At 57.4% G+C, this 14,156-nt stretch carries 14 protein-coding genes; 9 read left to right on the forward strand and 5 right to left on the reverse strand.

Going from position 1 to position 14,156, the window contains the following annotated elements:
* The first annotated feature begins 157 nt into the window (after positions 1 to 157).
* Positions 158 to 439 (forward strand): DUF3509 domain-containing protein, encoded by a 282-nt coding sequence (locus HU754_RS06680; protein WP_093436783.1) that lies wholly within the window; start codon positions 158 to 160, stop codon positions 437 to 439.
* A gap of 176 nt (positions 440 to 615) precedes the next feature.
* Here HU754_RS06680 and HU754_RS06685 read toward each other — a convergent pair whose 3' ends face one another.
* Complete coding sequence (locus HU754_RS06685; protein ID WP_175559645.1) at positions 616 to 1,596, reverse strand: TIGR02285 family protein; 981 nt, start codon at positions 1,594 to 1,596, stop codon at positions 616 to 618.
* The gene (locus HU754_RS06690; RefSeq protein WP_099758087.1) at positions 1,523 to 2,722 is read right to left on the reverse strand and encodes a CaiB/BaiF CoA transferase family protein; all 1,200 of its coding nucleotides are present in this window, start codon (positions 2,720 to 2,722) and stop codon (positions 1,523 to 1,525) included. Before HU754_RS06690 ends, HU754_RS06685 begins: the two co-directional genes overlap by 74 nt.
* Before the next feature lie 146 nt (positions 2,723 to 2,868).
* Here HU754_RS06690 and HU754_RS06695 point away from each other — a divergent pair, with 146 nt between their 5' ends.
* From HU754_RS06695 to HU754_RS06705, 3 genes are all read left to right on the forward strand, one after another.
* Positions 2,869 to 3,411, forward strand: coding sequence for a YaeQ family protein (locus HU754_RS06695; RefSeq protein WP_186621970.1), 543 nt, complete (start codon positions 2,869 to 2,871; stop codon positions 3,409 to 3,411).
* Positions 3,412 to 3,466: 55 nt separating this feature from the next.
* On the forward strand, positions 3,467 to 5,176 hold the full coding sequence (recJ, locus tag HU754_RS06700; protein WP_186621972.1) for a single-stranded-DNA-specific exonuclease RecJ: 1,710 nt from the start codon (positions 3,467 to 3,469) through the stop codon (positions 5,174 to 5,176).
* 268 nt (positions 5,177 to 5,444) lie between these two features.
* Positions 5,445 to 6,551 (forward strand): NADH:flavin oxidoreductase/NADH oxidase, encoded by a 1,107-nt coding sequence (locus tag HU754_RS06705; RefSeq protein WP_093436771.1) that lies wholly within the window; start codon positions 5,445 to 5,447, stop codon positions 6,549 to 6,551.
* A 207-nt stretch (positions 6,552 to 6,758) separates the two neighbouring features.
* On the opposite strand, the gene HU754_RS06710 is transcribed toward HU754_RS06705, so the two are convergent.
* On the reverse strand, positions 6,759 to 8,387 hold the full coding sequence (locus HU754_RS06710) for a glucan biosynthesis protein D (protein WP_099758089.1): 1,629 nt from the start codon (positions 8,385 to 8,387) through the stop codon (positions 6,759 to 6,761).
* A 392-nt stretch (positions 8,388 to 8,779) separates the two neighbouring features.
* On the opposite strand from HU754_RS06710, the gene HU754_RS06715 reads away from it, so the two are divergent.
* On the forward strand, positions 8,780 to 8,965 hold the full coding sequence (locus tag HU754_RS06715) for a hypothetical protein (RefSeq protein ID WP_007908956.1): 186 nt from the start codon (positions 8,780 to 8,782) through the stop codon (positions 8,963 to 8,965).
* Positions 8,966 to 9,015: 50 nt separating this feature from the next.
* Here HU754_RS06715 and HU754_RS06720 read toward each other — a convergent pair whose 3' ends face one another.
* On the reverse strand, positions 9,016 to 9,528 hold the full coding sequence (locus HU754_RS06720; RefSeq protein ID WP_186621973.1) for a BRO-N domain-containing protein: 513 nt from the start codon (positions 9,526 to 9,528) through the stop codon (positions 9,016 to 9,018).
* Positions 9,529 to 9,828: 300 nt separating this feature from the next.
* On the opposite strand from HU754_RS06720, the gene HU754_RS06725 reads away from it, so the two are divergent.
* The 4 genes from HU754_RS06725 to HU754_RS06740 all read left to right on the forward strand — a co-directional run bounded on the left by HU754_RS06725 (position 9,829) and on the right by HU754_RS06740 (position 12,599).
* Entirely contained in the window at positions 9,829 to 11,082 is a 1,254-nt protein-coding gene (locus tag HU754_RS06725) for an AAA family ATPase (protein ID WP_186622144.1), read from the forward strand.
* Positions 11,079 to 11,717, forward strand: a complete 639-nt coding sequence (locus tag HU754_RS06730) for an RloB family protein (RefSeq protein ID WP_186621975.1) — start codon at positions 11,079 to 11,081, stop codon at positions 11,715 to 11,717. The genes HU754_RS06725 and HU754_RS06730 overlap by 4 nt, the downstream gene beginning before the upstream one ends.
* 124 nt (positions 11,718 to 11,841) lie before the next feature.
* Positions 11,842 to 12,036, forward strand: coding sequence for a phosphoribosyltransferase (locus tag HU754_RS06735; RefSeq protein WP_225919965.1), 195 nt, complete (start codon positions 11,842 to 11,844; stop codon positions 12,034 to 12,036).
* Between the two features lie 5 nt (positions 12,037 to 12,041).
* Positions 12,042 to 12,599, forward strand: a complete 558-nt coding sequence (locus HU754_RS06740) for a hypothetical protein (RefSeq protein WP_186621977.1) — start codon at positions 12,042 to 12,044, stop codon at positions 12,597 to 12,599.
* Positions 12,600 to 12,657: 58 nt separating this feature from the next.
* On the opposite strand, the gene HU754_RS06745 is transcribed toward HU754_RS06740, so the two are convergent.
* Positions 12,658 to 14,142, reverse strand: a complete 1,485-nt coding sequence (locus HU754_RS06745) for an APC family permease (RefSeq protein WP_186621979.1) — start codon at positions 14,140 to 14,142, stop codon at positions 12,658 to 12,660.
* Between the last annotated feature and the right edge of the window lie 14 nt (positions 14,143 to 14,156).

Below are 14,156 nucleotides of genomic sequence, written 5' to 3' on the forward strand. Positions count from 1 at the left end.
GGTTATTTTTCTGTCATCTTCGCCGTGCATGCTCTGACAGACCGGTGACTCCAGGAGCGGAGCGATCGGTATGCAGAACTTTCTTCTCGGGCCGGTGGTCATTTATTGTGAACACGCCCCAGGCACACAGTTTTCGGACTATTGAGTGGAGATCGAGATGGAAAGTATCAGTCTATTGCTCGGTGAGGCTCTGAGCCCGTATCAGGTTTCGTTGTCTCCAAACGGTTCCCATGGCGAATGCCTGGTGACTTTGAAGAACAGTCACGGCGCCATTGTGGTGGAACGCGAATTCAATCAGGCACAACTGACCGACAAGCGCCAGTTGACCGATGTCGTTGACGGCTTGCACCGCGACGTTCTGATTGCGGAGGGAAGGCTGGAACCCTGTGTGATCGCGGCATTGCGCAACGCTGCGCTGGATAAACGTGCGGCGCTGTAAAGATGAAATATTTTTTGTGGGAACCTTCCTGCATCCCTGTCAGTCAGACCCGGTAACAGCAGGATCAAGCATTGTGCTCCGGTGCTTGTCGCTTGCTGCTACGGGTCTTTATGTAGGCCACGTTTAACCCCGAGTCGTCTCCCCACTTCTCGGGGTTTCTTTTGTCTGCGATTTGCTCATGGCGCCGCTTGTTGCTCGAAGAACGATCGGGCCTGTTCGAGGTAGTCGCTTCGCATCGCGGGGTCCAGCCAGTCGGCGTACAACTGGTTCAGTTGATCGTGGGGAAGGGTGCGCAGCAGTTGGTTTATTTCGCTGATTGCCTGACGGCCCTGGTGTGTGTCGGAGCAGCCGATGTAGCCCGACAGGTATTTACCGGTGCCGCGGATCGGATAAAACAGCAACTCGTCTTCGGCGATTTGCGCCAGATGAGCCTGATAACGAATTTCTGGCCAATAGCCCAGCACCACCTGTAATCGTCCCAGGCGCTGCATCAGCAGCAGATTGTTCAGGGCCTCGTTGCCGTAATGAGGCGTCAGGGCGTCCGTGGGGGCCTGGCGCAGCAAGTCATCGACTATTGCACCGTAACTGCGTTCCGCCACGACCCCGATTTTCACTTGGCCATTGGCTAGAAGCGATGCCAGATCGATTTCACCTTCCACGAGAAACGGTGCCAACACTTCGCGATCTTTCTGACGCACCACCAGCCCATTACTGACGGCGCGGAAGGCCGGGATGGAATACGCGATCCATTGCGCGCGCTCCTTGCTCCAGATCAGCGACGGGTCGCAGGTGAAGGAGGCTTCGTGAAGCATCTGGATGCCTCGGGCTCGATTGACTCGCATCAACTTGTGTTCGTATTGCGGCATGCCGGCAATCAGCATCGGCATGAGGTGATCAATGACACCCTGGCCTTTTTTCGGGCCTTCAAAAATGGTCAGTGGCGGCAGGTCGCGCAGTAACCAGGTCAGCGTCGGTTTCGCCTGCGCGCCGTTCGACAACATGAGTAAAAACAACAAGCCGAACAACCGCCACGTCCACCAGTGATGGGCGCGGTTGGTGTGCGATGTCTGCCGGCGTTTCAGCTTAAATGGCTCCGTCTTCGCGCAACTTGGCGATCTGGCGCTCGTCGTAGCCAAGATCGTGAAGTACCTGCGCATTGTGTTCACCCAATTGCGGTCCGACCCATTCCGAACTGCCGGGTGTCTCTGAGAGTTTCGGCACGATGCCCGGCATCTTGAAATCTTTGCCGCCGGGCAGCTTGGCCTGCAGGAACATCTCTCGGGCCAGGTACTGCGGATCGCTGAACATGTCCTCGGCGCTGAAGATCCGGCTGGCCGGTACTTCGGCCTGATTGAGCAGGTCGAGCACGGATTGCAGCGGCAACGAATTGACCCAGCGATCGATCACGCCGTACAACTCGTCGCGACGATTGTCACGCCCGTCGTTGCTGGCCAGCGTAGGGTCATTGGCCAGGTCTTCACGGCCGATGATCAGCATGAAGCGTTTGAAGATCGCGTCACCATTGGCGCCGATCTGCACGTGTTTGCCATCGGCACTGGTGTGGATAGAGGAGGGCGTGATGCCGGGCATGATGTTGCCGGTGCGCTCGCGGATAAAACCGAACACGTCGAACTCCGGCACCATGCTTTCCATCATCGCGAAAATCGCTTCGTACAACGCGACATCGACAACCTGGCCTGTGCCGCCATTGACTTCGCGATGACGCAGCGCCATTAGCGCGCCGATCACGCCCCATAGCGCGGCAATCGAATCGCCGATGGAAATTCCGGTGCGCACCGGTGGGCGGTCCTCGAAACCGGTGATGTAGCGCAAGCCGCCCATGGACTCACCCACCGCACCGAAGCCGGGCTGATCCTTCATCGGACCGGTCTGGCCAAAACCGGACAGGCGCACCATCACCAGTTTCGGGTTCAAGGCGTGCAGGGTTTCCCAACCCAAGCCCAGTTTTTCCAGCACGCCGGGGCGGAAGTTCTCGATGAGGATGTCGGCTTCACTGAGCAGTTTTTTCAGGATCGCCAAGCCGTCAGGGTGTTTGAGGTTCAGCGTCAGCGACTTCTTGTTGCGTGCCTGGACGAACCACCACAGCGACGTGCCTTCATACAGTTTTCGCCACTTGCGCAATGGATCCCCGCCGTCGGGCGATTCGATCTTGATCACTTCGGCACCGAACTCGCCGCAAATGCGCGAGGCAAACGGCCCGGCAATCAATGTACCCAATTCAATGACTTTCACACCGCTGAGCGGTTTGTTGGCGAACGGCATACTGAATCCTGTAGGACAAGGCTAAGCAGATACAGCGTTTTAACATAGCCGGCTGTCAGACGCCGCAGCTTGATCGCCATCAATTCGATGATTGCCTACTGCATCGGTTAGACTTGCCGACTTTCCTCGTATCAAGAAGCCCGTTCATGGCCCAGCCGTCCACTACCTACAAATTTGAACTGAACCTCACCGACCTCGACCGCAGTGTCTACGAGAGCGTCAAGCAGACCATCGCCCGTCACCCTTCGGAAACCGAAGAGCGTATGACCGTGCGACTGCTGGCCTACGCCCTCTGGTACAACGAGCAGTTGTCGTTTGGTCGCGGTCTGTCAGACGTGGATGAACCTGCACTGTGGGAAAAGAGCCTGGACGACCGTGTTCTGCACTGGATCGAAGTTGGCCAGCCTGACGCTGATCGCCTGACCTGGTGCTCGCGTCGCACCGAGCGCACCAGCCTGCTGGCCTATGGCAGCCTGCGCGTCTGGGAAACCAAGGTGATCCCGGCGATCAAGAACCTGAAAAACGTCAACATCGCGGCCGTCCCTCAGGAAGTGCTGGAGACGCTGGCCAAGGACATGCCTCGCGTCATCAAGTGGGACGTGATGATCAGCGAAGGCACGATCTTCGTCACCGACGACCGTGGTCAGCACGAAGTCCAGTTGCACTGGCTGCAAGGTGAGCGCGGCTGAGCCTGCGCCACCACCGCAATAATCCCACGTAATCAAGAGAAGTCTCTGTCACCCCATGCGTATCGAACCTCGTCAACTGCCTGCCACTCTGCCGTTTCTCGGTGATCTGCCACCCTTGCTGACCCGCTTGTACGCGGCGCGGGGCGTGCAGTCCGAGGCGGAGCTGGACAAGAGTCTGGCGCGGTTGATCCCGTTTCAGCAACTCAAGGGCATCGACGCGGCGGTGGACTTGCTGGTGGCGGCGCTGGAGCAACGCCAGCGCATCCTCATCGTCGGCGACTTCGACGCGGACGGGGCGACCGCCAGCACGGTTGGCATGCTTGGTTTGCGTCTGCTCGGTGCGGCGCACGTCGATTATCTGGTGCCGAACCGCTTCGAATATGGCTACGGCCTGACCCCGGAAATCGTCGAGGTCGCACTGACCCGCGAACCGCAATTGCTGATCACCGTCGACAACGGCATCTCCAGCGTCGAAGGCGTGGCCGCTGCCAAAAAGGCAGGCCTCAAAGTACTGATCACCGACCACCACTTGCCTGGCGATGAACTGCCGCTGGCCGATGCGCTGGTCAACCCGAACCAGCCCGGCTGCGAATTCCCGAGCAAGGCACTGGCCGGAGTCGGGGTGATTTTCTATGTGTTGATGGCGTTGCGTGCACGTTTGCGCAGTCTCGGCTGGTACGAGAACAAGCCGCAGCCGAACATCGGCGAACTGCTTGACCTGGTGGCGCTGGGCAGCGTCGCCGACGTGGTGCCGCTGGACGCCAACAACCGGATTCTGGTGCATCAGGGCCTCGAGCGGATTCGCGCCGGGCGCGCACGGCCGGGGATCAAAGCGATCCTTGAAGTGGCCAAGCGAGACGCTGCGCGCATTACCTCCACCGATCTCGGCTTTATCGTCGGCCCGCGCCTGAACGCGGCCGGGCGTCTGGATGATATGAGCCTGGGCATCGAATGCCTGCTCACTGCCGACGCCAACCTGGCCCGGGAAATGGCCGCGCAACTGGACGGCATGAACCAGGATCGCAAATCTATCGAACAAGGCATGCAGCGCGAGGCGCTGGCGCAGCTCAAGGACTTGCCGGTCGAATCGATGCCGTTTGGTCTGTGCCTGTTCGACCCGGAGTGGCACCAGGGTGTAATCGGGATTCTCGCGTCGCGGATGAAAGAGCGCTATTTCCGTCCGACCATTGCTTTCGCCGATGCCGGTGATGGTTTGCTCAAGGGCTCCGGGCGTTCGGTGCAAGGCTTCCACATTCGTGACGCGTTGAGCGTGGTGGCGGCGCAGCATCCGAACCTGATCGCCAAGTATGGTGGCCACGCAATGGCCGCAGGTCTGACCTTGCCGCAGGAGAATTTTCCGCTGTTCGCCGAGGCATTCGACGCTGAAGTGCGTAGGCAACTTCGCGAAGACGACCTGACCGGACGGATGCTGACCGATGGCACGCTGGCGGTCGAAGAATTCCACCTCGAACTGGCCCGCGCCTTGCGCCATGCCGGGCCTTGGGGGCAGCACTTCCCGGAGCCGCTGTTTCATGGCGTGTTTCAGTTGGTCGAACAGCGGGTGGTCGGCGAGCGGCATTTGAAAGTGGTGCTGAAGAGCGAGTGTGGTTCGGTGAAGCTGGATGGCATTGCCTTTGGCGTTGATCGCGATATCTGGCCGAACCCGACGATTCAGTGGGTTGAACTGGCTTATAAGCTCGACGTTAACGAGTTTCGGGGTAATGAGACGGTACAACTGATGATTGCCCATATCGAACCGCGTTGACGCCTTCGCGAGCAGGCTCGCTCCCACAGGTACGGTGTTGTCCTTGTGGGAGCGAGCCTGCTCGCGAAAGCGTCCTTTCACACACTGAATCACTCTGAACCCTCCCTCATCCCCGGTTGTCGACTAGGCTCTAAGCACTGCTTGATTGGCCTTGTGACGTCTTGTCGAATTTTTTGCCCGCGGGGGCGGGTGCTGCATCTTTTTCCTGTCACTCGTCGACTATTCAAACAGAACCCTGGAGCCTGCCCACTGATTTGAGAGGTGCCCCATGAGTCTGCTGCTTGAACCCTTCACTCTGCGCCAACTGACCCTGCCCAACCGCATCGCGGTGTCACCGATGTGCCAATACTCCAGTGTCGACGGCCTCGCTAACGACTGGCATCTGGTACACCTCGGCAGTCGCGCGGTAGGTGGCGCGGGTCTGGTATTTACCGAAGCCACGGCGGTCACGGCCGACGGGCGGATCACCGCCGAAGACCTTGGCCTGTGGAACGACGAACAGATCGAGCCGCTGCAACGCATCACCCGCTTCATCACTGCCCAAGGTGCGGTCGCCGGGATTCAACTGGCCCACGCCGGGCGCAAGGCCAGCACCCATCGGCCGTGGATCGGCAAGCATGGCAGTGTCAAACCCGATGATGGCGGCTGGACTCCGGTCGGTCCGTCGCCGATTGCTTTCGATCCGCAGCACACGCAACCGAAACAGCTGGATGAAGGGCAGATCGCCGATGTTATTCAAGCGTTCGTCGATGCCGCCAAACGTGCGCTGAAGGCGGGTTTCAGCGTGGTCGAGGTACACGCGGCGCATGGTTATCTGCTGCACCAGTTTCTTTCGCCGCTGAGTAATCAGCGGCGCGATCAGTACGGGGGATCGTTCGAGAACCGCATTCGTCTGGTGCTGCAAGTGACCGAAGCGGTGAGGGCGGTCTGGCCGGAGGAGTTACCGGTGTTTGTGCGCGTGTCGGCCACTGACTGGGTAGAGGACGGCTGGAATCCGGATGAAACCGTGGAACTGGCGCGACGGCTGCACACCCTCGGCGCGGATCTTATCGATGTGTCGTCGGGCGGGACGGCGGCCAACGCGGAAATTCCGGTCGGGCCGGGCTATCAGACGCGCTTCGCAGAGCGTGTGCGCAAAGAGTCAGGCATCGCCACCGGCACCGTGGGAATGATTACCGAGCCGGCGCAGGCCGAGCATATTCTGCGCACCTGTCAGGCTGACATCATTTTCCTCGCTCGGGAGCTGCTGCGTGATCCTTACTGGCCGCTGCATGCCGACGATGATCTCGGTGGGCGCAAAGCGGTGTGGCCGGCGCAATATCAACGGGCAACGCATCGTGATCAGCCGATTCATGAGTCTGATTTGCGCGATTGAGTGAGTTGTGAAAAAGCAAAAAGCCCCGGTCAGTGATGGCCGGGGCTTTGTTTCTGTTGGGTGTTTTTGTGCTGACTGGGCGGATGCTATCGCGAGCAGGCTCACTCCTACAGTTGATCTGCGTCGCACACACATCTTGTTAACGACACATAACCCTGTAGGAGTGAGCCTGCTCGCGATGAGGCCCAATCAGACGCCGGAGAACCCTCAAGGGTACTTACGCTTGTCCGGCGCCGGCGGGAAATACTGGTACAACCAGGTCTCGCTCAACGTGCGATCATTGGTGCGAATAAACAACCGCAGCTCCACCGGCTCCACGCTGTCACTGGTCGGGTACCAGTCAAACAGAATCCGATAGCCCTTGATGTCATCCAGCACCAGTACGCTGAAATCCTGCACCTTGCCGTTCGAGCACGTCACCACCGGTTCGATTCCGGTGCCTTGCGGCAGTCGATCCAGACCACCGCCAGTGAAGTCCACGGCAAAACGACGCGCCCACACCGGCGGGTAATGCTCTCCCGGTGCCCAGCCTTCGGTGAATCCGCCCATGCCGGAACGGGTCGCGTGCACCCGTGCCAACGGCGTGCCCACGGGCGGCAATGCGCTCCAGTAAAGCTTGTAGCCGTAGTTCAGCGAATCCCCGGCAGCCACCGGTTTTTTCGGGGTCCAGAACGCGACGATGTTATCGAGAGTCTCGCCGGTGGTAGGGATTTCCAGCAGATCGATAGAGCCTTCGCCCCACGCCGTGGTCGGTTCTACCCACAGGCTCGGGCGCTTGCTGTACCAGTCCACGGTGTCCTGATAGTTGGCGAATTCATGGTCGGTCTGCACCAGACCGAAGCCTTTCGGATCGGTGTCGGCAAACGCATTGAATTGCAGGGTCGCCGGGTTGTTCAGCGGGCGGCAGATCCACTCGCCGTTGCCGCGCCACATCGCCAGACGATCCGAGTCGTGGATCTGCGGGTGGATGGTGTCGCACATGCGGCGCTCGTGGGTGCCACAACTGAACATACTGGTCATCGGCGAGATGCCCAATTGCTCGATCGCCGTGCGCGCATTGATGTGCGCATCGACTTCCATCACCACGCGCTCGGCCTGGCAATCGATGTCGAAGCGATAAGCGCCGGTGGCACTCGGCGAGTCGAGCAGGGCATACACCACAAATCGGGTGGCGTTCTTGTCCGGTGTCTCGAACCAGAACTTGGTGAAGTCAGGGAATTCTTCGCGTTTTTTCGCGTACGTGTCGATCGCCAGGCCGCGCGCCGAGAGGCCATATTGGCCAGTGGCGTCTACCGCACGGAAATAGCTGGCGCCGAGGAACGACAACACATCGTGACGATCCAGCTCCGGCGCTTTGAACAGCTTGAAGCCGGCAAAACCGAGGTCACCCTTGAGCTGCTGGGTGTCGACCGAAGTGTTTTCATAGTTGAACAGCGCCGGGCGGAAATGCACCTCGCGGGCAGTGCGCGTCTTGGCGTCGACGCTGTACATGCGCACCGGCTGACGGAACCCCATGCCGACGTGGAAGAACTGCACGTCCAGCTGACCCTTGTTTTCCTTCCACAGCGAATGCTCGCCGTCGTAGCGGATCGCATTGAAGTTCTGCGGGGTCATGGTCGCCAGGGTTGGCGGCAGCACCTGTTTGGTGTCCTGATAGGCGCTGCCGGCCAGTTGCTTGGCCTGGCGCTTAAGCGCTTCGAAGTCGAAGGCCTGAGCCTCGCCATCGGCGGCGCCGCCATTGGCCGCCCATGCACGGCTGGCCAGCAGGCCAGTGGCCGATAGACCGGTGTAAGCCGCAATGGCCATGGACGCTTTGAGCAAATTCCTGCGGTGCATATATACAACCTGTCGTGTGCAATCCCGCGCCGTTCCTGGCACGTGCTGGATCAGAAATAACGGTTCGGACAAGCCTTCGGCCAAACGCAACGGACTATTAACAGATGCCGGCTAGCTTAAACGGTTCGCTCGCAATGCAAAATTCGTTGATTCACCGCGCCAGTGTGTCAATGAAACAAGACATGTCGGTTAAAAGTCTGACAGGGCGTTCTGATTTACACGGCATATCTGCTTTTTTCGACTAATTACTCTAAAAACCGCTTTTCAGCGCCGATTTAATTTCTATTCTATGGGCATGACCGGTGCTGACCGGTAGGGCACACGGCGCTGCTGTAAGGGGCAGGGCGATGTGGTGGTTTAGCAATTCTTTGAAGTATTGAAGGACATCGTCCATGGCAAAAATACAAGGGATCACCGACATGTTGGGCATCTTTCCTTGCCTGGGCAGCGGCCGCAAAAGGCGCCGGCTCAGCTCTGACGAAGTGAAGCTGGTGGAGCGTTATCGGGAGCTTTCGGAGAATGACCGGATTGCGATGCGGTATCTGGTGGATGCGATGCGGAGTGTTTCGCGGTTTTGAGTGGAAATAAAAAGGGGTGGACTGAAAGGTCCGCCCCTTTTTTATTTGGATCAGCTACACGTTCCCAGAACCGGATACGGCCGCTGGCCGTGCATCAACTCCGGCACATCCCGCCATTTGACCCACGCCTGCTTTTGCCAGTGCAGCAGCGGCACGGTAACGCCTGCCCAATGCACTGAACTCAAGCTCGGGTGGTTTTCCACAGGGCTTGATTGGGTTTCGCGCAGCATCGGGATGACTTCATGGCTCAACCATTGGCGCAGATGCCGGTTTTCCGGGACGAAGTGATGGATGAGCAGGGCGAACAGTCCGGATTCGCTGACCATCGCGCAATCGATGATTTCGCCGTCCCGACGCAGAAGGACATGGCGACGCTGATCGGGATCGAGTTTCAGGGTGAGGCGTTCGTTCAGGGGGTAACCCATCAAGCGACCGAGATCTTGCACGCAGAACCAGGATTCGTGGTCTTGCATGAAGGCGTGGAGGAAGCGGTTGTGGCGGGTGAAGGCGGTGGGGGTGAAGAAAGCGGAGCTTTCAGAAGGAATTTTTACGTGGTTAGGCATTTTTCGACTCCAATATTGAGAATAGAGCCGCCACTCAAATGAGTGCGGTTGCGCCATGTTGATTTTCTTCCGGCTTCGACACCGGGCCGCTGATGTCACAGCCGGAAAGAAGACTATCTGCCGTGTGCTCTACGCACCAAGTCTGTTCTATCGACAATAACTGTAGGAAATGGGGCTTTTTCATGAAGGCTGCATCTGTAGGAAATGCCTGTTTTTGCACTCGCTGCAGTCCGTCTGCATCTGAATCCTGTTTTTTCGTTTATTCATGAAAACCCAAGCAATGAACTGCAGGTTTTCTTCATGTTGATCGAATTCTCGGTATCCAATTACCGCTCATTTCGGGACAGGCAAACCCTGTCCATGGCGGCGAGCCCTCGTCTGAGCAAAACACGCAATACGTTCAAAGCCTCCACGAGCACGGAAAAGCTTCCGGAGCTGTTGAAGGTTGCAGCTATTTACGGTCCGAACGCCTCCGGAAAGTCTTCACTGATCCGCGCAATGGGCATCGTCGGACGCTTGCTAACGACACCACGTGGTTCAAATGACGAAGCGCTGCCTGTTTCACCCTTTCGATTTGATTGCACTCTGAGCGATGCGCCCAGTGTCTTTGAGTACGACTTTATTCAGGGCGGACTGCGCTATCGGTTTGTCCTCGGGCTGACCGCGCAGAGGATTGTTCAGGAACAACTGACTGCTTACCCGAAAGGTAAGGAAACACTGCTTTATGACCGCCGGTTTGATGCTGAAGGTGAGCATTACCTGTTTGGTAAAACCCTTGAGGGCGGCAAGGAAGTGCATTGCGCCTGGCGCCGATTGACCAGTCCGACGATGCTGTTTATTGCACAAGCCGTCACTCATAGCAGCGAAGAGTTGAGTCAACTGCGCACTCCATTCAGTTGGTTTCAAACCGGTCTGCTAGTCATTGAACAAAACAACATGCTTGGCTTATCCACAGCCTCGATTCGCTTTCTGCGAATGGTCAAAAATCATACGAGCAACCTGCGCGATTTTCTCAGTGCGCTGGATATTCCTGTGTCTGCGATACAGCTCGACCCGGATGACGCCTGTGCAGACTTGAGCAACAGAAAACTGACCTTGAAGGAGTTCTTCGCGGCGGCTCAAAGGGACAAACTGACCCTCACGCATTCCAGCATTTCAGGCGATGCGCAGTTCGACTTCTCGGAGGAGTCTTGCGGAACCAAAAACCTGATTGGCTTCTGGTTGCCCTGGTTCATGATGAATCAGGCCGGTGGCAGTGGGATCCTCTGCGTCGACGAACTGAATAGCAGTCTTCATCCCGAAATCGTCGCTGATTTGATCGCAAAGCATCTGGACAGTGGGTTGGATACCCAACTGATTTTCACGACACACGATACCCATCTGATGAATGAAAAGATTCTGCGGCGTGACCAGTTCTGGATTACAGAACGTGATGCTCATGGCGCCACGAGCTTGTTTTCCGTACACGATTTTGAAGGCCGGGAAAGCGAGGATGTCGAGAAGCGTTACTTCGAAGGGCGTTATCGCGGGCTGCCGCTGATAAGGCAGGGGTGAGGGTAGTGAGTTCGTTCAAATCGTTTGATCGCAAGGCTTCCCGCTTCAAACCGCAGCCTAAGGTGCTGGTGTTGTGTGAAGACAGTAAGTCAGGGAAACGTTATCTGGAGGAAGCCGCGTTTTATTTTCGGGCCAAGGCCCAGGTTGAGATCGTTCACTGCGGTGTTACACATCCAAGCGGCATTGTTGAGCGAGCAGTCGTAAGGCAAAAAAGCTTCGATAAGGTGTTCTGTGTTTTGGATCGAGACACCCACATGTGCTTCGAGCGAGCGTTGAATGTGGCGAAGTCTTATCCAAAAATCCAAGTCATCGCATCTTATCCGTGCTTCGAGTTTTGGCTACTACTGCACTTTGGCTACAGTCGAAAACCGTTCAGCACAGCCGGGAAGAACTCTCCGGCTGATTTGGTGACCAAGAGCCTCAGAGCAAAACCCAGCATGGCTGACTATCAGAAAGGCAAAGACGTCAGCTACTTCGCTCAGCTACTCGGAAAGCCATTTCAGCAGGCAAGAGCGCTGGCCCCCAAAGTTCTTGAGGATGTCGCCCTCAGTGGCGAACACAACCCAAGCACTGAAATTCACCTATTGATGGATGAGTTCGAAGCCCTCTCAAAGCACCAGCCGATTGACACATAAGCCCTTTCCGAGCCCCCCAGTAGCTGAGACGAGACGAGACGAGACGAGACGAGACGTTGCTGGCAGGCGCTGGCTGAACCAAGGCCATTCAGTCGCCATCCACTGTAGGAAACAAGATTTTTCCTTGAAGGTCACAAAGTTTGCCGCGATTGGAGACAGTTTCAGCGTCAATGATGAAATCACCACCGATGGAAGCTGGAATGTTTTGGTTGTAGACGATTTGTTTGATAGTGGGGCGTCGATGGACGCGGCATGCGCTGTTCTGCGTAAATATCCGAAAGTAGGGAAAATTTACGTCGCAGCGCTAACTTGGAAGTGAATTCAATGACCACTGTATTTATTGCTGGCTCTATCAACATCAAGAACCTTGATCCGAAGGTTAAAGAGCGCATCAATAATATCGTCGCGTCAGATTTTGAGGTGGTGGTTGGGGATGCAGGTGGCGCCGATACCTCCATTCAGGAGTACCTGCTGAGTCTCGAACGATCCAGAACCACAGTGTTCTGCAGCGGTTCTGCTCCGAGGAACAACCTTGGACAGTGGCCCGCCAGAACAGTCGACTCCAAGCATTCCAAGGGGTCGAGAGCCTTCTTCACCGAGAAAGACGTCGTCATGGCCGAAACTGCTGACTACGGCTTGATGATCTGGGACGCAAAGAGCACCGGCACGCTCAGCAACGTCATTGAATTGTTGTCGAGAAAGAAGAAGTCGCTTGTTTTCGTCAACAAGGAAAAGGAATTCAAAGTAGTCGGAGACGTCAGTCAGCTCGAAGAATTGGTTGCATTCATGTCCGATCACGCCAAGCAAAAAGCCAATGAAAAAATCAAACTGTTCGACCGTATTTCCCTATTGAAGCACGATCAGGCAGAGCTTTCTTTTTGATGATGTTTCACGGCTTGCCTGAACCCCGGCACCTTGTCGGTGCCGGGATCGCAGGCTCTTAGCGACTGACCTTCCACGCATCCCCAGCCGGCGCCTTGCCATGGTCATACGGCTTGCCAATCCACATATAAACCAGCCCCAAGCCAATCACGATCGCAGTACTCAACACCATCGCATAGTTCACATACCACGCTGCATCCGGCGTACGTGGCCAGGCCATGTTGATGATCGCGCCAACGCCATACACCAGCGCGCCAATGTTCACCGGCCAGCCCCACGCGCCGAGGGTGAATTTGCCGCTGGGTTTCCAGCCTTTGCTGCGGGCGTACAGCGCGGCCAGGACGATCATCTGGAACGCGAGGTAGATGCCGATGGCGGCGAAGCTGACGATGGTGGCCACGGCGTCTTGCAGGAAGAAGCCGAGGGCGATGATCAGGGCCGGCAGGACGCCGGACACGAACAGCGCTGCAACCGGTACTTGTGTTGTAGGAGAAATTCTTTTCAGCAGTCGGCTGCCGATGACCATTTCGTCGCGAGCGTAGGAGTACAGCAGACGGCTCGCCGCTGCTTGCAGGCTGATGACGCAGGAGATGAAGGAAATCATCACCACGCCCATCACCACTTTCGAACCGACCGGGCCGAAGGCGTTGTTGAGGATGGTGGTGACCGGGTCTTTGTCGGTGCCGTTGATTACCGCTTGCATGTCCGGCACAGCGAGGATCAGCGCCAGGCAGGCGAACATCGCCGCGATGCCGCCGATGTAGATGGTCATGCGCATGGCCACCGGGATTTTTGCGCTCGGGTTCGGGGTTTCTTCGGCGACGTCGCCGCAGGCCTCGAAGCCGTAGTAGAGGAACATCCCGGCCAGTGAGGCAGTGAGAAACGCCGGCAGGTACGAGCCGTCGACGCTGATGTCGAAGGTGTTGAACAGCACGCTCAGCGGTTGATGGCGTTCGAATACCAGCAAGTAAACACCGACGATCACTGCGCCAACCAGTTCGCAGAGGAAGCCGAACATAGCGATACGCGCCAGCACTTTGGTGCCGCTGAGGTTGACCAGTGTGGCGAACAGGGTCAGCACCAGGGCGATGACGATGTTGGTGTTGTTGCTTGGCTCAAAACCGAGCATGGCGGCCAGGTACGGGCCGGCGCCGACCGCAACGGCTGCGATGGTGACGCAGAGGGCGATGGAGTAGATCCAGCCGACCATCCACGCCCATTTTTTACCGACCAATCGGCGTGCCCAAGGGTAAACCCCGCCGGAAATCGGGAATTGCGAAACCACTTCGCCGAAGATCAGGCACACCAGCAACTGGCCGCAACCGACCAGCAAATAAGCCCAGAACATCGGTGGCCCGCCAGCGGCAAGGCACAGGCCAAAGAGGGTATAAACCCCTACGACCGGTGACAGATAAGTGAAGCCCAAGGCGAAGTTTTCCCACAGACTCATGCTGCGGTTGAAGTTCGAGGTGTAGCCCAGTTTGCGCAGTTGTTCGGCATCGCTGTCGGCGACGGCTGTGGCGAGATCGGGTGAGGAACTCATGTGTGTTTTGCTCC

It is taken from the genome of Pseudomonas zeae (assembly GCF_014268485.2).
GTDB lineage: Bacteria > Pseudomonadota > Gammaproteobacteria > Pseudomonadales > Pseudomonadaceae > Aquipseudomonas > Aquipseudomonas neuropathica.